The following is a 21476-nucleotide window of genomic DNA, read 5'->3' on the forward strand; positions in this document are numbered from 1 at the left end:
GATAGTGCGCGCTGCTATCTCCTACTACAATCAACTGGTCATACCTCCGTCAATGGTTAAGGCGCTACCATTGATATAACTACTTTCCGGTCCGGCTAAAAAGGCTACTAAATCCGCAACATCTTTTACTTTACCATAATGTCCAAGTGCAATATGTTGCCGTTGATGATCGGAATACGGCCCATCAGCCGGATTCATATCTGTATCAATTGGTCCTGGTTGCACCAGATTGGTAGTAATACCTTTTGTTCCGAGGTCTCTGGCCAGGCCTTTGTTAAAGGCGGTAAGAGCAGATTTGCTCATACTATATAATGTACCATTTGCGCTAATAACCCTATCGGCCATACAGCTTCCTATAGTAATTACTCTTCCTCCGGCCGGCATATTGCGTGTAGCTGCCTGCGTAGCCAAAAATACAGCTCTGGTATTAATAGCCATAGTTTGTTCGTAATCTTCCAGGGTGTAATCTTCAAATGGCTTCATAACGGCAATACCTGCATTATTGACCAAAATATCTATATGGCCGTATTTTGTGATTACACTGTTAATTGCTGCTACTATGGCCGCCGGATCTGCACTATCGGCCTGCCTGGTTTCTACCTGCAAACCTTTTGTCTGCAGATTGGTTTGGAGCTCCTTCGCTGCATTGGCCCCATTCACATAAGTAAATACAACAGTGGCTCCATCCTGGGCTAATTGATTTACAATAGCGGCGCCCATGCCTCTGCTGCCTCCGGTTACGAAGGCAATTTTGTTGGTTAATCGTTTCATTAAATAACTGTTTTATGCCAGCAAAGCTACGCTGCTGGCTTGATTAGGAGAAGAGTGGCTGTAATTGTTAATTACTAACCAAAATGTAAGTGGCCCGTTTAAAGGTAATTTTCGCGAAGGACGTTTAGATGATGAATTTGGTGGCCAACTATCATAAAACCTAATGTTAAAACAGATACTTCATACTTCCAACTGATACCAATTTTTAGTAAGGCTTCGTTGGTGAAACTATTAAACAAATAAATTGAAGCAGTACGCAATGCTATATATTCCTCAATAAGATCTTTTACTGTTCTGTGTTTGGTGCTTGTATTGCTGGCATACGCCTCCTGGTCCATCGCCGGAACCCTCTGCTGATCATTTCTCGCAAATACCAGAGCCCTGTATGCAAATACCCGCTCCGTATCTATCATATGCTGCAATACATCCTTTACCGTCCATTTCCCTGGTGCATATGCATATTCTCCCTTTGCCTCCAATGTATCAATATCCAATGCCCGCAACATTTCCAATGAATCGTTTAATGCAACTGGCAAGTCTACATCCGCAACCAAACTGATATATCTTTTGAAATACTGGGGATCAGGGGTAATAGCATCCTTTTTCATGCATGATAAATTTGGATGGTGAATATACAAGAAATGTTATCAATTTTCATCTTATAGATATATTTAATATATTTGTCTTGTCCTACAACCACCATATACTATGAACTACTGGCAACGATGCAAGTTATTACTTGCCTTGATTGGCATATCTTCCTCGCTTTATGCGCAGAATTCCGATCTGTCTCCAGCAAACTGGAACGCTCAATGGGTAACTATGAGCAGCACCCAATCTGCCGATTATGGGGTATACCTTTTCAGAAAACAATTCGATCTCACCAACTATTCCGGACCTTTCATTATCCATTGTACCGCCGATAATCATTACCGGCTTTATGTAAATGGAAAACTAGCCGGTATGGGTCCTGCAAGATTTGATTTGTCTAACTGGTATTACGAAACTATCGATATTGGCCCCCTGCTCAAATATGGATCAAATACCCTGGCAGTGGAGGTGCTGTATTATGGACCCTATAAACCAAGAGCCCAGTTTACCAAAGCAATGGGATTGCTGGTTCAGGGGCATACAGATAAAGAAGCCGCAATTATTAATACAGGCTCCACTCCCTGGAAAGTAACTACAAATGAAGGGATTGATGTATGGCCGGTGAAATCATCAGCTTTCTACGGCGCTTTTCCTGGTGATAGCATCACCGCCCAGTTTCACCCCTGGGGCTGGGAACAGGCTTCCTATAAAGATACGGATTGGGAAATAGCCACACCTACCGCCAGTATCGCTTTGCAAGGCAAATCTGCATTGGATTGGCGATTACTTACTCCCCGAACCATAAATCCGTTGACACTTGAAAAACAACGGTTTATTGGTGTAAAAGATGCTCATAACCTGGAAATAGGAAAATCATTTCTTGCAGGTGTGGAGCCTCTGAATATACCGGCCAAACAAAAAGTAAGTTTATTGTTTGATGCAGGCTATCAAACCACAGGGCTGCCAGAACTACAGCTGAGTGGTGGATTGGATGCGGATATCAACATTACTTATATTCCTGAATACTCCGGTGGTACAAAGCTGCAGGATCATATTAGCCCGGATGGGGCAGCCCGAAGAACTTTTCAACCAAGTGGATACAGAACTTTCAGATACATAAGACTGGATATCGCTACAAGTAAGTCTCCGCTCACACTGATAGATTACACCAATAACTACCTCCAACAACAGCTGACAGATAAATCGGCTTTTACTGCTTCTGCAACTCTGGATACCTTGTGGAAAGTCGCTAAACAAATTGCTTTTACAGGAGCTCAGGATTTTCTGATTGAAGATGCCTACAACGAGCAATTACAATATATTCAGGGAGCCAGAATACACGGACTCGCAATTGCCGCAATTACAGGGGATCTGCAATTATTGAAACAGGCAATCTGGCAGGCAGCTCAATCTCGTATTCCTGAAGGCTTAATCCGGGATCGTTATCCGGCAGACGATAGAATTATTTCTGTGTCTTCTTCCCTTCAATGGATTGGCTCTATTCAGGATTATTTAATGCTGAAAAATGATAAGGTTTTTGCCAAACAATTATATCCGGGCGTTAAACAATTATTGAATTGGTTTGAAGAAAATCAGGACCCTCAGACAGGCCTGGCTACTGCTAATATGCCATACAGAAATGATGTGCCGGTGGCTAAACTTACTTATCAATATATTTATGCTCTTCGGCAGGCAGCTCAGATTGCCGGTTATTGTGATGCTCCGGTTGATTCATTATCCTATTCTAAAACTGCAGATAAATTAAGAGAGCAATTGTATCAGCAATGCTATGACCAAAGTAAATCCCTCTTTGCCGATGCTCCAGGAAAATCTTCTTTTAGCCGGTCTACGACCGCTTTAGCTGTATTAGGTCAGGCAGTTCCTCCCAAGCAGGTTAAAAATGTGATGCAGCGGGTGTTGAACGAAAAGGCTGGCAGCAACGAAACTTTCTGGGAGAAGTATTTCATTTTTAAGGCTATGCAGGAAAGTGGAGTTACTGATGAATATGCTGAAGAGTTGAGATTGTTTTTGGCAATGTATGAACAAAAGCTTCCGGCATTTTATAAATCCTCCGTTGCCCTGGCCAATCTTTATCTTTTAGGGATTACGGCAGGGATTCAATCAACTTCCTATGGCTTTAAAACTGTGCTGATAGCTCCCGATCCGGGAAAACAGCCACAGGTAAAAGCTACTATGGCACATCCCGATGGTGGTACTATTTCGGTAGATCTTCAATTCACTAATAACCGGGTTAAAGGGAAGGTTAGCTTGCCTTTTGGGGTAACTGGTAAATTCCGTTGGAGAGGCAAAGATATCACCTTGCATGGCGGGCCACAGGAGGTATCGTTGTAGCTCGCTGGCTCGCTGTTTCTCGCAGAGAAGCAAAAGATTAATATTAAGAGGCAAAGGATTTTTTAAGACAATAAAGATTGAAGCGAATGTATTTAAGGACTACAGTTAAGTTCCAGTAATAATTGGAAACCAGCCAGCAGTTCTTAAAAAACATTCGCTTCAATTCTTATGCTGCTTAATATTAATCTCTGCTTCTCTGCGAGAAACAAAAACGAGCAACGCGAGTTTATGCTTTTAATTTACGTTTACCTACGAAGTAGTTGATTGCTAATACCCCAATACAAATAAACAAGCCGAAAAACTCTCTTGTTTCTTCAATCCAGGGTTTAGTAGCCTTCATTGTTTCTGCAAGATTCTCTGCATTATGTTGTGTGATCCAGTCAATTACTCCATTTTGATCTACCAGTTTATAGGATGCATAAACAAGATATACAGCTATTCCCAGCAAGTAGGCTTTAAAATAGAATTTGCCGGCAGCAGCATATCCGCAAAGCACAGCTGAATAAAGATAAATAGGCACCCAAACATATGGATCCGGATCATTGTATTGTAAGCCTGCAAACAAAACAAATAGAAAGCAAAAGACGATATTAAATACTTTCATGTCGAAAAATTAAGGACTTAAACATACATAAAAGAATTTCAAAAGTTCAATGAAATAGTGATTAACGGTTGTACTATTTGTCCGTTTTCTGATATTTTTTTATCCCTTGAGTGTGGAATAGTGGTATGACAGCATGTAAATTTGTCATTTTTAAAAAAATTGTTAATGTCTTGCTTGTATGACCTGAAATAATGTTCTAAATTAGTTATATCAAAATTCCACGTGAGAACCAAAATCTGAAATTGAGTTTTTTTGTTTGTTTGCCAGACTATGTTTCTCACTATTTTTTATTTAAATCCATATCAATAACTTTTAAACCAAACCCTCATGGAGTAAGGATTTAAAGTGTTTGTTAGACTTTTATACTAATCACTTGACTTAAATGTTTGACCAAACACAAATTTTTTATGTAACTCATTAGCAATTTCAAAGGAGCATTAGAATAGAAAGAACACAATCTCAAAATGACTAAAACTGAACCTAAGTTGCCGACTGAAACCTCGTCATTTTTTTTACGCTAAGGAGTAATACATAAATTTTTTTTTCAATTACTAAATACCCGCTGCTAACTGCGCTCAGCGCTTGCTGGGAGAAGTATGCGCATTACGCACTGGTAATCATTTGTGTTGTTAACTCGCTGAAATAATTTCTCAGCGGGATAGGGAGGTGTATGCACTTTTGAGATGGATCTGTCTTTTGCTTTTATATAGTTAGGACACCTTATTTTATAAATAGTTATTGATTAGCGAAGTAGAATTTTATCATACTTAATATCTGACGATGATTAGAACTATACTCAAAGAATAAACGAGTAGCATTTTACCAATTTAATTCACATACAGTATAACTGTATTCAAATACTTGACTTGCTAAAAAGCATTGATTTTAGCGGGATCAGGACACGTATGCAATGTAGTCACCTATTTGAAATCAATATGGTAGCTACTTATTTTCTAACAATTTTCTTAAAACGTTACCCTTATTCACGTTATGAAGAAGTATTTTAATCGCGCATTGGCCGCACTATTCGGTCTCTTACTGCTACTTGCCCATAGTAGCGTGTTTGCGCAAGCTAATGTTTCGGGAAAGGTGTCTGATAAAGCATCAGGCAACCCACTCCCAGGAGTGTCTGTATCTATTAAAGGTACAAATAGAGGCACTGCCACCGATCCTAACGGTAACTTCTCCCTGGATGTAAAATCAGGAGCTACTCTCGTATTCTCATTCGTAGGATACGATCCTAAAGAAGTAGTTGTAAAGCCAGGTGTACTCAATGTCCAACTCAGTGAAAAAATCGGTTCTCTCGAAGAAGTAGTTGTTACTGGTTATGCCAGCCAAAAGAAAAAGGATCTTACTGGTGCCGTGGCTGTTGTAAAGGTTGAAAACATTACCAAACAACCTACCTCGCAAATCGCGAGTCAATTGCAGGGACAAGTATCCGGTATCACCGTACTTGGTAGCGGGCAACCCGGACAGGAACCTCAGGTGAAGATCCGTGGTGTTAATACCTTCGGTAATAATACACCTCTGTACATTGTAGATGGAGTTGCTATCTCAAACCTTGCAGATGTAAACCCTAATGATGTGCAAACCATGCAGGTACTGAAAGATGCTGGTGCTGCATCTATCTACGGTGCGAGAGCTGCAAACGGAGTTATTATCATCACTACCAAAAGAGGTACTGGTAAAGTAACGGTAAACTACGATACCTACTATGGCCGCCAGGTTCCTCAGGGTGGTAATGTATGGAATCTGTTAAATCCGCAGGAACAAGCCGATCTGAAATGGATGGCTATTAAAAATTCTCCGGGTAATCCATTCAAGGATGCTCAATATGGAAATGGTACGACTCCTGTACTGCCTGATTATATTGCTCCTGAAGGTCTGAAAGAAGGCGATCCTAAGGTGAATCCTAATCTGTATTTTGTAAACCCTAATTACAAATCGGCTGGAGACCTGAAAAACTTCTATCGTATTTCCAAAGCAAATAAACAAGGTACCGATTGGTTCCATGAAATATTCAAACCCGCTCCTATCACCAGCCATAACCTTTCTGTTGCCGGTGGTGGTGATATCGGAAGCTATTTTTTCTCTTTCTACTACTTCAATCAACAAGGTACTTTAACAAATACCTATAATAAACGTTATGCCGTTCGTGCTAACACCAGCTTCAATGTAACTGATCATATCAGAGTTGGTGAAAACATGGAATATTCTATCATCAGTAACCCTCAAATCGGGATACTCCAGGAAGGTAGCGGTATTGGTATGGCGTTCCGTGAATTAACTATTATTCCGGTATACGATATCATGGGTAACTATGCTGGTTCCAGTGGTAAAGACTTAGGTAACGCCCGTAATCCTGTTGCAATTCAGGATCGTTTCGGTCGTACTAAATCCCTGGCCAGTCGTTTACTCGGTAACGTTTATGCAGAAGCCGACTTCCTGAAAAATTTCACTGTACGCACAAGCTTCGGTGGTGAAATTTATAATCTGGATAATAACAGCTTCACTTTACCAGAATATGAAAATGCTGAAAATAACAGCGTCAACTCATTCACTGAAACTACAGGAACCGGTTACGACTGGACCTGGACAAACACACTTACCTATCATAAAAACTTCTCCCAAAAACATGATCTGAAAGTATTGTTAGGTACTGAAGCATATGATTCTCATTTCCGTACATTAACAGGTACTACAACAGATTATTTCACTTTTGATCCTAACTTTACCAATCTTGGAACTGGTACAGGTACTCCTACCAACGGTAGCAGCTTTGGAGATGATGGATTGTTCTCTTTATTTGCCAGAGTCGATTATTCCTACAAAGACCGCTACCTCCTCGGTGCTTTAATCCGTCGTGATGGTTCCAGCAGGTTCGGTACCGACCAACAGTATGGTAACTTCCCTGCTGTCAGCGTTGCATGGCGTATGTCACAGGAAGAATTTATGAAACCTATCAGCTGGATCAGTGATCTGAAAGTCCGCGCTGGATACGGTATCATGGGTAACCAGTTAAACGTAACTCCAAGCAATAAATTTATTGCATATGGATTCGACAGAACCTCTTCTTTCTATGCCATCAACGGAGGAACTTCTACCACCAAAGGATTTATTCGTCGTCAGATCGGTAACCCTGGTGCCAAATGGGAAAGTAATATCAACTCAAACATAGGTATCGATGCAACTTTGTTTAAAGGGATATTTGAATTTACACTAGACTACTATAACAAAGAAGTTAGAGACCTCCTTTATAACCCTGAATTAGCCGGTGTTTACGGAGCTGCAACCGTTCCATACAGCAACGTTGCAAGGATGAAGAACAATGGTTGGGATTTCTCGTTTGCAGTGAATAAACAACTCACCAAAGACCTGAAGTTTACTGCCAACGGTGCCTTCACTTCTTATAAAAACAAAATTCTGGCGATCTCTGAATCTGCTCCATATTTTGATCTGGAAAATCGTCGTTTTGGTTCTCCTATTATCAGAAATGCTGTGGGCCAGTCGATCAGCGAATTCTATGGCTACAAAATCATTGGCTTCTGGGATAGCCAGGCTGAAGTAGATGCTGCAAATGCTGCTGCTAAAGCAAAATTCCCGGATCTTAAAGAATATCAGGCAGGTGCCGGAATGGGCCGCTTTAAATATGCTGATGTAAATGGTGATGGTAAGGTAGATGCAGATGACCGTACTTATTTAGGTAATCCAAATCCTAAATTCACTTATGGTCTGAACCTGGGCTTAACATACAAACGTTTCGATTTCAGTGTATTCTTTTATGGTGTTCAGGGTAATAAAATCTGGAACCAGGTTAGATGGTGGACAGATTTTTATCCATCTTTCGTAAGTGCCAAGAGCAAAACCGCTCTATACGATTCATGGACTCCGGATCATAAAAATGCAACAGCTCCAATTCAGGAAGTTGCTTCTTCTCCAAGTACTTCCGGTGCACCAAATTCTTATTTCGTAGAAAATGGTTCTTATCTGCGTCTGAAAAATATGCAGATCGGATATACTATTCCTCCCTATATCCTGAAAAGAGTTGGTATTCAAAAATTCAGAGTGTATGCACAAGCTGCCAATCTGTTCACTATTACCAAATATACAGGTATAGATCCTGAAGTAACTGGTAGTACACAGAATTTTGGTCTTGATGAAGGTGCTTATCCTAACCAACGCCAATACTTGATTGGTGTAAATGTGGGCTTCTGATTTTTGTTGAACTGTTAAAATTGAATTAAATGAAAACTTTAAGATATTCAGGTATTATTCTCTGCGCGGCACTGATAACTTCTGCCGCTTGTAAGAAGTCCTTCCTGGACCGCGCGCCTCAGGGGCTCCTTACTGAAGAAATTGTTGCAAACAAAGATGGAGTGAATTACCTTCTTGTGGGTGCTTATGCAGCATTGGACGGACAGGGTAATGGTGCTGCTCTTGGTGGAGGAAATCCCTGGGAAGCCGCTCCTACCAACTGGATTTACGGAAGCGTTGTAGGCGGTGATGCTCACAAAGGTAGTAATGCCGGTGATCAGGAGCCTATCAATGAAATCGCTAAAAGCACTTACACTTCTGCCAACTCTTTCTTTAATACTAAATGGAAAGCAGTATTCGAAGGTGTGAGCCGCTGTAATCTTACTTTGCTGAAAATGGGGCAGGCTACTGATATGTCGGCCGATGAGCGTAAGCTCGTTGAAGCCCAGGCACGTTTCCTGCGTGGTCACTATTATTTTGAACTGAAGAAAATGTTCAATAATGTACCATGGATTACTGAAGCTACTGAAGATGTAAGAGTAGCTAATGATAAGGATATCTGGCCAAACATCGAAGCTGATTTCAAATTCGCAGTAGATAACCTGCCGGTTAATTTTTCGGGTGGTGATATTGCCAGAGCTAATAAATCTGCTGCTCAGGCTTACCTGGCCAAGACCTATCTCTATCAGAAGAAATATCCTGAAGCATATGACCTGTTCAACACTGTAATTAATTCAGGACAGACTTCTGCAGGTGTAACCTATAAACTTCCAAACAGGTTCGAAGATAATTTCGATGCTGCTACGAAGAGAAATAATCCGGAAGCAGTTTTCTTTATTGAGATGACTGCAAACGATGGCACCAACACTATTGCGAATGCCAACTCAGGTGAAATGCTGAATTTCCCGTACGACCCTAGTCCATTCGGTTGCTGTGGTTTCTTTCAGCCATCACAGGATCTGGTAAACTCTTACCGTGTAGATGCCGATGGTTTACCATTCCTCGATGATTATAATGATCATGCTATTAAGTCCGATAAGGATTCCAGCAGTGAAGACTCATTTACTCCGGATAAAGGATTTATAGATCCACGTTTGGACTGGACTGTTGGCCGTCGCGGTTTACCATATCACGACTGGGGTAATCACCCGGGTGCTAAATGGCAACGTGATCAGGGTTATGGAGGAGCTTATTCTCCTAAGAAAATGGTTTACTGGCAGAAAAATCAGGATTTGTATCACGATGCCCACTCCTGGGCTCCTGGTTCGGCCATTAATGTAAATCTGATTCGATTTGCAGATGTACTGTTAATGGGTGCAGAAGCTGCTGCCAATTCAGGTCATTTACCAGATGCCCTAAAATGGGTAAATCAGGTACGTGGCAGAATGGCGGATCATCCGGATGAATGGCTGCATAAGTATAATGATGCTACCAAAACATTCAGTACTTCCGAATATGCTGCAAACTATAAAATTGGGTTGTATTCTGATTTCCCAAGTAAAGATTTTGCAATGAAGGCTATTCAGTTCGAGCGCAAACTCGAATTAGCTACTGAAGGTCATCGTTTCTTTGATCTTTCCCGTTGGGGAATTGCAGGAACAGTACTGAATAAGTACTATGCTTACGAGCGTACTATTACACCAGATTTAATTGGTGCAATATTCACAGAGAAGAGAAATGAATACTTCCCGATTCCGCAACGCCAGGTGGATCTGACGCTGAAAAACGGACAACGTGTACTTACACAAAACCAGGGATACTAGTCATAATTCGAGCACTAACATAAAGGGTTTCCTGCATTATGCGGGAAACCTTTTTTTCGAGACATGCTACTAAATCAATCATTGCTTATCTTACTGAAAATAATTTGATTCATGTTGCGTCACCTCAGCTTATGGGGGCTGTTGCTTCTTAGTTTCAACGCTTGCCAACAACCCGAAAAAGGAAAAGTATTAGCCGATAAGTATTGTTCCGGATGTCATTTACCCGTTACTCCGGATATGTTGGATAAGAAAACCTGGACCGATAATGTTTTACCTGCGATGGCACTCCGCCTGGGTATTAAAGTCTGGTCAGGAACCAAATATTATCCACCTATGAAAGGAGATGGAGCCTCCAGCATCAGTATTGAAGATTGGAATACGATTGTAGATTATTTTAAAACCAATGCACCGGATAAACTACCTGTTGCCAAGCACCCCGTGGCCTGGCAACACGATTGGGCAAATTTCGAGCTTAAAACCCCTCATTTTACGGATACTACTTTTAAAGCCGCAACAACTTTAGTGAGTTTTTATCCATCGAATGGCGCAATTCTAACAAGTGATGGTCTCAATACTTTAACAAAGTGGGATAAACAGCTAAATCCCATACATACATGGCAATTGCCATCACCTGCTGTATCCGCTAAATATCAAATAGATACCTCTGATAATAGCATACATACAATCCTTACAGAAATTGGTAACCTGAGAGCCCTGGATGCTCCTGCAGGTATTATCACCAGTTTAAATACTGATGATACCAGCAGCAAGCAAAAGGATATTATGGCCTTTTTGAAGAGACCAGTTGCTACATTAACGGCCGATTTTAATAAGGATGGATTAAATGATCTGTTGGTTTGTGCCTTTGGACATAATCAGGGTGGCTTATATCAATTGCAACAACAACCGGATCACTCCTGGAAACAATTGCCAATCTGGGAAGTACCAGGCGCTATACACGCCGAAGTAGGAGATTTCAACAATGATGGATATCCGGATATTATTGCGCTGTTTGCAGCCGGGGATGAAGGAATCTGGTTGTTTGAAAATGATAAAAAGAATGGATTTATATCAAAAAATCTATTGAGATTCCCTCCGCTTTATGGATCTACAAGCTTTCAGTTGATAGATTTTAATAATGATGGAAAGCTCGATATCCTTTATACCGCCGGCGATAATGCAGATTATTCCATGGTGCTTAAACCTTACCATGGAATTTACGTCTATATAAATCAGGGTAACTGGAAATTTGAGCAGGCATGGCATTATCCGATAAATGGCTGTACTAAAGCAATAGCTGCCGACTTTAATGGAGATGGAAAAATTGATATCGCTTCCATTGCTTTCTTTGCAGATTTTAAGAACTTGCCATCAGAGAAGTTTCTTTATTTTGAAGGAGGTAAAAAGTCACTGGATTTTACTGTTCATGCAATCCCCATAGAAAAGGAAGGAAGATGGATTTCTATGGATGTAAATGACTATGATCAGGATGGTGATTTGGATATAGTACTAGGAAACTATGCAGCCGGATTTTTAATACTCGATCAATATAAGCCTGACTGGAAAGAATATCAGCCTTTTATAATACTAGAGAATAAATCTAAAAAATAACTATAGTGTAAAATTGAATTGTTTATTTGGAATAAAAATAGAAATACGTATCTTACGGCCGCATTCTATCGGTTGCACTAAGAACAAAATGAAGGTCATAGCTTATGGAGAAATATTTACACATATTTGTGTATTTCCTCATCATTTGGCCAAACCACATATTAAACTACTAACATAACTTTTAAGTGTTATGTTATTCAAGATATCCTGATGCATAATCAGGTTTTAGAATGGCGGAAGGAGAGGCAGTGATGCCTCTCTTTTATTTTATGTACACCTGCCTGACGTTCAACCAAAATTCAATTCATTTTTCCCGCTTTTTTGACCTTTTATCATAAAAAATAATTGAAATGAGTAAAAATCCCATTATTACCGGTAATTTTATTCTGTAATCAGTCTATAATATAAAAAAAGTGAATCAGTGGCAGAATATGTATACGATTTGGATAGCGTGAGTAAACTGCTTAATAGGATTATTCAATATAACAGTAGCGAAAAAGCCAGCAATTGGCTGCAGCAACGCAGAGATGTTCAGCAAACTACAAATGCCATCTCCCAGTTCAACCAGACATTTACCGCTATTCCACGTTTTGTAGGAAAAGAAACAATTAATGTTCAACCGGAAGACCTGGATCAGCTAAGTATACTGGTACCTGAATTTTTCGTACAGGGATGGACGTTAGACAGGCTTGTTAGAGTATGGTGGTTGTTGCAACTACCTGCCAGCAACAAAAATGATTATGTTGCAGCAATTGAAAATCTCTTTAATGCTGCCGAGATGAATGAACTCGCAGCTTTATATAGCGCCTTACCTCTTCTGGCATGGCCGGAAGAATGGATAGCAAGAACCAGCGAAGGTATCAGATCAAATATTGGAATAGTTCAGGAAGCAATTATGCTCAATAATCCCTTCCCCGCCAATTATCTTTCAGAACCCGCCTGGAACCAACTGGTAATGAAGGCTATCTTTACTGATAAACCGCTGCATAGGATAGTAGGTCTGGATCGCAGAGCTAATGCCGCTTTGGCTAATATTCTGACTGATTTCGCCCACGAACGCTGGGCTGCCGGCAGAACTTTAGATCCTATGCAATGGAGAGTGCTTATCAATTTCATTACAGAAGATAATCTTGCTGATATTGCACGCATTGCAAGTTCCGTTGTTCCCGCCGAACGCGAAGCTGCAGCAATTGTTTGCACGCAGACTAAATTTGAGCCTGCAAAAAAGCTTATTCCGGCCGATTTAGCAGATGCCGTGCGCAATGGTGAAATTAATTGGAACTCCATCGCCGAAAAAACAATTAAATAACTCAAAAAATTAGATTGATATGTGCGGAATCTATGATTTAACGGAGAAAGATTTACAGCCATTAACTTATACACCGGCTTTTCTTGATAAAATCAAAGGCATGCGATTTTTCGATCCGCATGTGCATATGACTGCCAGAACTACCGACGATTATCAGGCAATGGCTGATGCCGGTATCGTGGCGATTATTGAACCGGCATTTTGGTTAGGACAGCCAAGAACCGGCGTCGACTCATTCCGTGACTACTTTAGCAGTCTGCTGGGCTGGGAAAGGTTCAGATCTTCCCAATTTGGAATTAAACACTACTGCACTATCGGATTAAACTCCAAGGAAGCTAATAACGAGAAATTAGCAGAAGCAGTAATGGAAATTCTTCCTCAATTCATTTATAAAGAAGGAGTAGTGGGTGTTGGTGAAATCGGATTTGATGACCAAACTGCCCTGGAAGAAAAATATTATCGCGCGCAGCTGGAACTGGCAAAAGAGGCAGGATTACCTGTTCAGATCCATACTCCGCACCGCGATAAGAAAAAAGGTACCCAGAGAAGTATGGACATTGCCCTCGAGCATGGTCTGGAGCCTCACATGATAATTGTAGATCACAATAACGAAGAAACCGTAAAAGAAGTCCTGGACCGGGGTTTCTGGGCTGCTTTTACCATTTATCCATTCACCAAAATGGGAAATGAAAGAATGGTGGAAGTAGTAAAACAATATGGTAGTGAACGTATTATGGTTAACTCCGCCGCCGATTGGGGAATCAGCGATCCTCTCGCTGTACCTAAAACCGCAGCCTTAATGCACGAAAGTGGTATTGACTTGAATGACATTCATTTGGTAACTTACGCCAACGCTGTAAAAGCCTTCGCACAAAGTGGACAAATTGACGAAGCAGACTTTGATCTTGCAAAAAACATTGATCAAAGCGAGAAATTTAATGGTAGTTCTATTTTGCGCGGTGGACAACAGCCCCGAATTGATAAGAATACGACCATCATCCGGTAAGGCCAGACAGTATCGTTTCTGCTGGCAATAAACCATGAAAACCTAATGACACGGTGACTTACATTGTTAGCAAATTGATTGGATATCTGCGCCTGATGCGACCAGCCAATATTATAACTGCAATAGCAGATATACTGGCTGGTGTTGCTATTTCAGGCTATTTAATAAATATATCATTAGATACATTATCACTTGATTTCATACTCCCTGTAGCTTGCTTATGCCTTGCTACTATTGGATTGTATGGAGGTGGAGTAGTTTTTAATGATGTTTTTGATGCAGAATTAGATAAAATTGAAAGGCCGGAAAGGCCCATCCCTGGCGGAGTAATTTCAAAAACTCAGGCTATTATTCTAGGTAGCTATTTATTCCTTGTTGGTATTTTGGCTGCCTTCTCAGTAGGCGGACTAACTGGCTACTCCGGCTGGCTGGCTGTTGCAATTACTATCAGTTGTCTTGTTTATGACAAGTGGGGAAAACATCAGCAACTATTAGGACCCCTGAATATGGGATTATGCAGAGGGTTAAATCTACTCCTCGGAATCAGCATTGTATCCAATGCCCTCGAAACCTATTGGTGGATGGGGATCATCCCTATATTCTATATCGCTGCTGTAACAAATATCAGCAGAGGTGAAGTGCATGGAGGTAGTATCAAAAGTCTGAAACTAACAGCCTGGATTTATGCTGCCGTATACGGAACCATGACTGTATTAGCCATACTTCATAATCGTATCTATACTGCAGCTCCATTCATCATCCTGTTTGCAGTGATGATCAATTTACCACTCTTTAAGGCAATGAAAAATCCAATTGGGCCTAACATCGGCAAAGCTGTAAAGGGAGGGATTATTGCTTTAGTTGTGATGAATGCGGCGTGGGTAGCTGCATTTGCTACTTTGCCATATGCTTTGGTAGTATTACTGCTGCTCCCAATCTCTATGATACTGGGAAAATTATTTGCTGTTACTTAAGCTATATCTATTCTATTAGCCCTCGCTTGAGGGCTTCTTTCACTAAACCTGCTGTATTTTTTACAGCAAGTTTTTGTGTGAGGTTTAGTCTGTGTGTTTCTACTGTCCGTAAACTGATAAATAAGGTATCAGCAATTTCCTGATTAGAATGTTCCTCAGCAATTAATTTCAGTATTTCTTTCTCCCGTCTGGTAAGTGGAATATCAAAACCATTCCTCTTCTGACCTGTAAGCATTTCATCGAGTAACTGATGCTTGATAGATTCATCAAGATATTGATCACCAGCATAAACAGTTTCTATTGCTTTACACAGCTTAGGAGGATTTACATTTTTAAGAAGATAACCCGAAGCTCCGTTTCTTAGCATTTGTTTGATATAATGAGATTCCATGAAACTGCTCAAAGCAATAATTCGTATCTCCGGATATTTCTTCTTCACCATTTTACATAACTCCAATCCGTCTATCTCCGGCATTTGTATATCTAACAATAAGATATCAGGATTAACCTCCGGAAGTGCTGACATCAAAGCGGTAGGCAGATTGCTTTCATATACTATCTCAAATTGAGGAAATGGGGATAACATCGCTTTAACCCCGCTAATAACCAGTAAATGATCGTCCGTAATTGCTACCCTTATCGACATATCAAAAGTTTTAGATAGCAACTTGCAGATCAGGAGACTGCATAAATGAAATATTGAACTCCATATACGCAGTGGTGCCACTATCAGGAATTGTAGTAAGGGTCAGCTGACCATTCAGAGAAGTGATCCGCTCCTTCAGATTTGTAAGGCCAATTCCATTTTGTTTTTGAGAGATCGACTTAAACCCCACTCCATTATCTTCAACTGTGATGGTCAGACAATCATTGTGCTGTGTTAGTTGCACAATTGCTTCTGTTGCCTTGGAATGTTTGATGATGTTGGTAATCAATTCCTGTACAACTCTATATATAGAAAGCTCATAATTACTGTGGAAACGTTGTATTTTTCCTACAGTGCAAAATGTAATAAGTAACATACTTGAGTGACTTACTTTTTGGCAGAAACCTTCAAGTGCCGAAACTAAACCATGTTGATTGAGTTTATCCGGCATCAGGTTATGCGAAGTTTTACGTACCTCAAGTATGGCATCATCAAGAATTTCCAACGCATGATCGAATTCATAATCATATTTCAAATATGAATTTTGGTATCTTAATGCTCCGAAATGCATTCTGACAGCTGATAATAAACCTCCTATGCCATCGTGCAGGTCTCTCGATATCCGTTTCCGTTCTTTCTCTTCCCCTTTCATTATTGCTTCCTGTATCTCTATTTCTTTAGCTTCCCGCAACGTTTGAAGTAACAAATAGCATTTCCTACGTTGATTGTAAATTACAAAACACCCCAGTAACATAATTAATGCAAAACCGGCAAAACAGATACTGACCCAATAAGTTTGTTGTTGAATCACTAGATCTTTATTGATCACGAGCAACTGATTTTCAATTAAGAGTTTCTCTTGCCCGCCTGCCTGAAACTGTAATTTCTGCATTAGTCTCAGTAGGCTATTGTGCTGCAATTGCAGCGATTGGTTTTCTAGCCAATTATGAATTGTCAAGAATATTATTCTCCACATTCCAAAAAACTTGAGCAGCGGTAGCTGCGTTGTTAATAAAATTTTAATCTCATCTTTGAATGCATACCAGATACCTGACCCAAATAGTTACAACTATTCTGATCAACGCACTGCGTGATAAATTGCTCACATATATGCAACAAAAGATGTGAAAAACAACCGATGTTACAGGGTGTAACAACTAAATAATAAACATGCCTGTTTTGGTTAAATAAGTTAAATTCTCAGGTAAAAAGTCTATCATTTCTACAGTGATGTAAAGGTCATTATTTCTGTTTTAATACGCAATAGATGCCATCGCAAACGGAAGCGATAGTAGTCAAACAACCGATATGGCTAAGCTATAACTGGCTGTGATAAAGGGTTTGTAGACAGACGGTGTATGTCAGTAGAACTACGCAATTTATAAATTAATGGTTTTTACCGTTGCCTCCTCCTACAAAAATGAATTCCTTTGTGATACCGATAAATGATTCTACAGGCTAACCCCAAAAGATGAGGCTCCGTTCCCGGAGCCTTATTCTTTATTAAAAATCACATTTTTATGTGTACTTTTAATGGCTATAGTTTTTTAAAAGTAGATGTTAGGAACTTTAAGCCATGGAATATATTCAACAAAAATTTGATGTAAACTTTTCTTATAACGTATTCTTTAGCAGCAATTTATTTGATACTAGTAACAAATGTTTGTCATCCTTCTTAGAATCAAATGCTGCAACAGCTTATACTAAAAAACTGCTTGTCATACTGGATGGAGGAGTAGCTAATGCCCACCCGACACTTACCCAGCAGATATCAACATATCTAAGTCAGGTTAAAGGATTTCAATTAGCTCCTGAAATTATTACAATAAAGGGTGGAGAACAGGTGAAAAATGACCTGCCACTGCTTTTTGAACTGGTTGATGCTGTTGATAAGTATAAGATAGATCGCCATTCTTATGTCATCGGAATTGGTGGTGGTTCATTATTGGATCTTGTAGGATTTGTAGCTGCAATTTCTCATCGCGGTGTAAAGCATATCAGAATTCCTACCACCGTATTATCACAAAACGATTCTGGAGTAGGAGTGAAAAATGGTGTCAACTACAAAGGTAAAAAGAACTTTCTTGGATCTTTTGCACCTCCGGCCGCCGTATTTAATGATTCCAACTTCCTGACCACATTAGACGACCGTGACTGGCGTTCAGGAATGGCAGAAGCAGTGAAAGTTTCTCTGATTAAGGATGCCGAATTCTTTAAGAAAATAGAAGCCACAGCAGAAGCTATTACCGCTGGCGATATGGCGGCAATGCAGGAGCAAATTCAGCGTTGTGCAGAATTGCATATTCAACATATTGGCGGTGCCGGCGATCCTTTTGAAAGCGGTTCTTCCCGACCACTTGATTTTGGCCACTGGAGTGCTCATAAGCTAGAACAACTTACCAATTTCTCTCTGCGCCACGGTGAGGCTGTATCCATCGGAATTGCCGTAGATACGGTTTATTCACATCTGATTGGATGGATTTCAGAAGCCGATATGCAACGGGTATTACAAGTACTTAAGCATATGAAACTACCTATCTGGCATGCACTCCTGGAAAAGCAAAATAACAACCCATCTCCAGTGGTAATTGGATTGGAAGAATTTAGAGAACACCTCGGAGGCCAACTTACTATATCGCTACTGAGAGCTATTGGTAAAGGAGAGGAAGTACATGAAATTGATCTTGAGTTGCTTTACAAAGCAGTTGATATCTGTAAAAACAATCAATAATGAAAACGACAGTCGGACATCTTTCCTATTGCACAAATATCCATCCTGGTGAAAAATGGGGCGATCATTTTGAGCAACTGAAAAAATATATTCCAGCTGTTAAGCAGCAGGTTTCTCCAGATCGGCCTTTTGGTATTGGGTTAAGACTTGCTAATAGTGCCAGCCTGGAGTTAAGCAAAGAAGAACAGCTGACAGCCTTCAAACAATGGTTGAAGGAGGTAGATGCCTATGTATTTACCATGAACGGATTTCCTTATGGTGGATTTCATGATGTGGTAGTAAAAGGAGATGTACACGCTCCCGATTGGACAACCGGCGACAGAGTAGCGTATACTATACGCTTGTTCAGAATTCTCGCGGCTTTATTACCGGAAGGGATGGAAGGCAGTATTTCCACTAACCCTCTTTCCTATAAATATTGGTGCAACCGTTGTGACGAAGAGAAAAATGCTTTTGTTGAAAGTGCAACACTGAATATGTTGCTGGTAGTAGAACAGCTGGCAAAAATTCATAGGAGCAACGGACCATTAATGCATCTGGATATTGAGCCTGAACCAGATGGGATTATGGAGAATACAAGCGAATTTATAAGCTGGTATTTTGAGACCTTATTGCCACTCGGCATACCTTTTATAGCAGATAAATTGCAGGTTACTGAAACCGAAGCTGCTGATATTATTAAAAGGCATATTCAGTTGTGCTACGATGTTTGTCATTTTGCGCTGGTGTATGAATCACCGAAGCAAGTGATAGACACAATGGCACAACACGGATTGAAAATAGGCAAGCTACAGATTAGTGCAGCATTAAAAGCTGGTTTGCCAACGGAGATGGATAAACGTAAAGAAATTGTAGATGCATTCCGTAAATTTAATGAGCCTGTATATCTGCATCAGGTGATAGCCCGTAAAACTGATGGAACCTTTATCCATTACCCTGATCTGCCAGAGGCATTGGAAGATGCAGAGAACCCGGTAGTGAACGAATGGCGTTCTCACTTCCATGTTCCGGTTTTTCTTGAAAGTTTCGGAGTGTTAAGCTCTACACAGGAAGATATTAAACAGGTTTTGGCACTGCAAAGTCAACAGCCTTTTACACAACATATGGAAGCAGAAACCTATACATGGGAGGTACTTCCACCGGCTTTAAAACAAGAGATGGGTAGCTCAATTTCGAGGGAGCTTAATTGGATAAAAGAGCATTTATAGCAATTTGCTTAACTTGGTGTTTCCATATTAATTTTAGCTTTATCCTGGAATAGAAACGGCGTTTGAATCTATGAGAAAAACAGTAGTAATTGATGTAGTTGGGCTTTCCAAATCGTTATTGGAACATCTGCCCTTTATAAAGGCTTACACAGAAAAGAAACATCTGGCCACAGTAAAACCCATGTTGCCGGCAGTTACTACGGCTGTGCAAAGTACTTATCTCACTGGCCAGTGGCCCAGCGAGCATGGAATTGTTGGCAATGGATGGTACGATAGAACAGATGCTGAAATTAAATTCTGGAAGCAATCAAACCGCCTGGTAGATGCTCCAAAAATCTGGGATAAGGCCCGAAAGCTCGATCCTACTTTTACCTGCTCCCAAATGTGCTGGTGGTATAATATGTACGCAAATGTCGATTACTCTTTAACGCCACGCCCTAATTACCTGGCCGATGGACGTAAAATGCCCGACTGCTACACTTCACCTGCCTCATTAAGAGACTTACTCACCGAAAAATTAGGCAAGTTCCCGCTGTTCAATTACTGGGGCCCTACGGCCAGTATTAAATCCAGCAAGTGGATCGTTGATGCTACTATCATTACCGATAAATTATATAATCCAACACTCACCTTTGTATATCTCCCACACCTGGATTATTGCCTTCAGAAATTTGGGCAAGACCCGGTGAAGAATGCAAAGGAACTTCAGGAAATAGATGATCTGATGAAATACCTGATCACCTATTACCAGGAGCAGCATTGCGAACCAATTGTACTTTCAGAATACGGAATTACCAATGTAGATCATCCTATCCACATTAACCGTTTATTGAGAGAAGCCGGATTATTAACCATGAGAGTGGAAAATGGACTGGAATTGTTGGATGCCGGTGCAAGCAGGGCATTTGCGGTTTCAGACCACCAATTGGCGCATATTTATATTAATGACCCATCCTGCTACAAACAAGTGAAAGCCTTACTCGAAAGTACCCCGGGTATTGATGTGGTACTCGACAGAGAAGGTAAGCGCCAACATAACCTACATCACCCACGAAGTGGAGAACTTGTGGCGGTGGCAGATGCAAAGAGCTGGTTCACCTATTACTACTGGACAGATGATGCCAAGGCACCGGATTTCGCCAGAAGCGTCGAAATCTTCAAGAAGCCTGGCTACGATCCTGTTGAGATGTTTATGAACCCTGCCGATCCATTTGTGAAATTAAAGGCGGGTTTCAACCTTATTAAGAAGAAACTAGGCTTCCGCTATGTGATGAACGTAATTCCTTTGGATGCAACACTGATAAAGGGTTCTCATGGCCGACTGGAAGAAAACCCAATTTATCATCCTCTAATTGCCAGCCCTCGCCCCATTAAAGGAGATTCCCTGTTGGCTACGGAGGTATATAATGTGATCTGGGATCACCTGACCGGAGAATAAATTGCTCGCAAAGGCGCAAAGTTTTTTTAAGATAAATAAGGATCTAAACAAATACTTTAAGAGTTAATGTCAGGTTTCCAACATGGTTAATACCAATCGGAAGTCCTTAATAACATTTGTTTAGATCCTTATTTATCTTAAAAAAATTTTGCGCCTTAATATTAATCTTTGCGCCTCTGCGAGAAAAGTTTTGCTTCTTTCATGGCAATTTATATTTT

Annotated in this window: 15 protein-coding genes; 10 read left to right on the forward strand and 5 right to left on the reverse strand. The window is 40.5% G+C overall.

What is annotated here, in order from left to right:
- Positions 1 to 30: 30 nt before the first annotated feature.
- Complete coding sequence (locus tag DVR12_RS13150) at positions 31 to 771, reverse strand: SDR family NAD(P)-dependent oxidoreductase (protein WP_116976129.1); 741 nt, start codon at positions 769 to 771, stop codon at positions 31 to 33.
- A 98-nt stretch (positions 772 to 869) separates the two neighbouring features.
- Positions 870 to 1379: a DinB family protein gene (locus DVR12_RS13155; protein WP_116976130.1), complete on the reverse strand. Its 510-nt coding sequence runs from the start codon at positions 1377 to 1379 to the stop codon at positions 870 to 872.
- Positions 1380 to 1479: 100 nt separating this feature from the next.
- Here DVR12_RS13155 and DVR12_RS13160 point away from each other — a divergent pair, with 100 nt between their 5' ends.
- Positions 1480 to 3714: an alpha-L-rhamnosidase N-terminal domain-containing protein gene (locus DVR12_RS13160; protein ID WP_116976131.1), complete on the forward strand. Its 2235-nt coding sequence runs from the start codon at positions 1480 to 1482 to the stop codon at positions 3712 to 3714.
- 226 nt (positions 3715 to 3940) lie between these two features.
- On the opposite strand, the gene DVR12_RS13165 is transcribed toward DVR12_RS13160, so the two are convergent.
- Entirely contained in the window at positions 3941 to 4318 is a 378-nt protein-coding gene (locus DVR12_RS13165) for a transmembrane 220 family protein (RefSeq protein WP_116976132.1), read from the reverse strand.
- Between the two features lie 990 nt (positions 4319 to 5308).
- Between DVR12_RS13165 and DVR12_RS13170 the strand changes: the two genes are divergently transcribed.
- From DVR12_RS13170 to eboC, 6 genes are all read left to right on the forward strand, one after another.
- Positions 5309 to 8533, forward strand: a complete 3225-nt coding sequence (locus DVR12_RS13170; protein ID WP_116976133.1) for a SusC/RagA family TonB-linked outer membrane protein — start codon at positions 5309 to 5311, stop codon at positions 8531 to 8533.
- Positions 8534 to 8562: 29 nt separating this feature from the next.
- Entirely contained in the window at positions 8563 to 10335 is a 1773-nt protein-coding gene (locus DVR12_RS13175; protein WP_116976134.1) for a RagB/SusD family nutrient uptake outer membrane protein, read from the forward strand.
- Between the two features lie 111 nt (positions 10336 to 10446).
- A complete protein-coding gene (locus DVR12_RS13180; protein ID WP_116976135.1) occupies positions 10447 to 11946 on the forward strand; it encodes an FG-GAP repeat domain-containing protein in 1500 nt (499 codons plus the stop codon).
- 421 nt (positions 11947 to 12367) lie between these two features.
- Positions 12368 to 13255 (forward strand): EboA domain-containing protein, encoded by an 888-nt coding sequence (locus DVR12_RS13185; protein ID WP_199417098.1) that lies wholly within the window; start codon positions 12368 to 12370, stop codon positions 13253 to 13255.
- 19 nt (positions 13256 to 13274) lie between these two features.
- Positions 13275 to 14261: a TatD family hydrolase gene (locus tag DVR12_RS13190; protein WP_116976136.1), complete on the forward strand. Its 987-nt coding sequence runs from the start codon at positions 13275 to 13277 to the stop codon at positions 14259 to 14261.
- Between the two features lie 53 nt (positions 14262 to 14314).
- Complete coding sequence (gene eboC / locus DVR12_RS13195; protein WP_199417099.1) at positions 14315 to 15235, forward strand: UbiA-like protein EboC; 921 nt, start codon at positions 14315 to 14317, stop codon at positions 15233 to 15235.
- A gap of 7 nt (positions 15236 to 15242) precedes the next feature.
- Here eboC and DVR12_RS13200 read toward each other — a convergent pair whose 3' ends face one another.
- Together DVR12_RS13200 and DVR12_RS13205 are read right to left on the reverse strand one after the other, a co-directional pair.
- A complete protein-coding gene (locus DVR12_RS13200) occupies positions 15243 to 15881 on the reverse strand; it encodes a response regulator (RefSeq protein WP_116976137.1) in 639 nt (212 codons plus the stop codon).
- Positions 15882 to 15891: 10 nt separating this feature from the next.
- Positions 15892 to 16773: a sensor histidine kinase gene (locus DVR12_RS13205; protein WP_158563265.1), complete on the reverse strand. Its 882-nt coding sequence runs from the start codon at positions 16771 to 16773 to the stop codon at positions 15892 to 15894.
- A 684-nt stretch (positions 16774 to 17457) separates the two neighbouring features.
- Here DVR12_RS13205 and DVR12_RS13210 point away from each other — a divergent pair.
- The 3 genes from DVR12_RS13210 to DVR12_RS13220 all read left to right on the forward strand — a co-directional run bounded on the left by DVR12_RS13210 (position 17458) and on the right by DVR12_RS13220 (position 21258).
- Positions 17458 to 18612, forward strand: a complete 1155-nt coding sequence (locus tag DVR12_RS13210) for a 3-dehydroquinate synthase (RefSeq protein ID WP_116976139.1) — start codon at positions 17458 to 17460, stop codon at positions 18610 to 18612.
- A complete protein-coding gene (gene eboE, locus DVR12_RS13215) occupies positions 18612 to 19820 on the forward strand; it encodes a metabolite traffic protein EboE (protein ID WP_116976140.1) in 1209 nt (402 codons plus the stop codon). The genes DVR12_RS13210 and eboE overlap by 1 nt, the downstream gene beginning before the upstream one ends.
- A gap of 70 nt (positions 19821 to 19890) precedes the next feature.
- Entirely contained in the window at positions 19891 to 21258 is a 1368-nt protein-coding gene (locus tag DVR12_RS13220; RefSeq protein ID WP_116976141.1) for an alkaline phosphatase family protein, read from the forward strand.
- Positions 21259 to 21476: the final 218 nt, after the last annotated feature.

The sequence above is a fragment of the Chitinophaga silvatica genome, from assembly GCF_003419895.1.
In the GTDB taxonomy this organism is placed as follows: domain Bacteria; phylum Bacteroidota; class Bacteroidia; order Chitinophagales; family Chitinophagaceae; genus Chitinophaga; species Chitinophaga silvatica.

Excerpts from the sequence above, each read along its gene's own strand:
- DVR12_RS13210 (WP_116976139.1), top strand. The coding sequence starts at position 17,458 with ATGGAATATATTCAACAAAAATTTGATGTAAACTTTTCTTATAACGTA.
- DVR12_RS13150 (WP_116976129.1), bottom strand. The coding sequence starts at position 771 with ATGAAACGATTAACCAACAAAATTGCCTTCGTAACCGGAGGCAGCAGA.
- DVR12_RS13205 (WP_158563265.1), bottom strand. The coding sequence starts at position 16,773 with ATGCAGAAATTACAGTTTCAGGCAGGCGGGCAAGAGAAACTCTTAATT.
- DVR12_RS13155 (WP_116976130.1), bottom strand. The coding sequence starts at position 1,379 with ATGAAAAAGGATGCTATTACCCCTGATCCCCAGTATTTCAAAAGATAT.
- DVR12_RS13220 (WP_116976141.1), top strand. The coding sequence starts at position 19,891 with ATGAGAAAAACAGTAGTAATTGATGTAGTTGGGCTTTCCAAATCGTTA.
- DVR12_RS13165 (WP_116976132.1), bottom strand. The coding sequence starts at position 4,318 with ATGAAAGTATTTAATATCGTCTTTTGCTTTCTATTTGTTTTGTTTGCA.
- eboE (WP_116976140.1), top strand. The coding sequence starts at position 18,612 with ATGAAAACGACAGTCGGACATCTTTCCTATTGCACAAATATCCATCCT.
- DVR12_RS13170 (WP_116976133.1), top strand. The coding sequence starts at position 5,309 with ATGAAGAAGTATTTTAATCGCGCATTGGCCGCACTATTCGGTCTCTTA.
- DVR12_RS13190 (WP_116976136.1), top strand. The coding sequence starts at position 13,275 with ATGTGCGGAATCTATGATTTAACGGAGAAAGATTTACAGCCATTAACT.
- DVR12_RS13200 (WP_116976137.1), bottom strand. The coding sequence starts at position 15,881 with ATGTCGATAAGGGTAGCAATTACGGACGATCATTTACTGGTTATTAGC.
- DVR12_RS13175 (WP_116976134.1), top strand. The coding sequence starts at position 8,563 with ATGAAAACTTTAAGATATTCAGGTATTATTCTCTGCGCGGCACTGATA.
- DVR12_RS13160 (WP_116976131.1), top strand. The coding sequence starts at position 1,480 with ATGAACTACTGGCAACGATGCAAGTTATTACTTGCCTTGATTGGCATA.
- DVR12_RS13180 (WP_116976135.1), top strand. The coding sequence starts at position 10,447 with ATGTTGCGTCACCTCAGCTTATGGGGGCTGTTGCTTCTTAGTTTCAAC.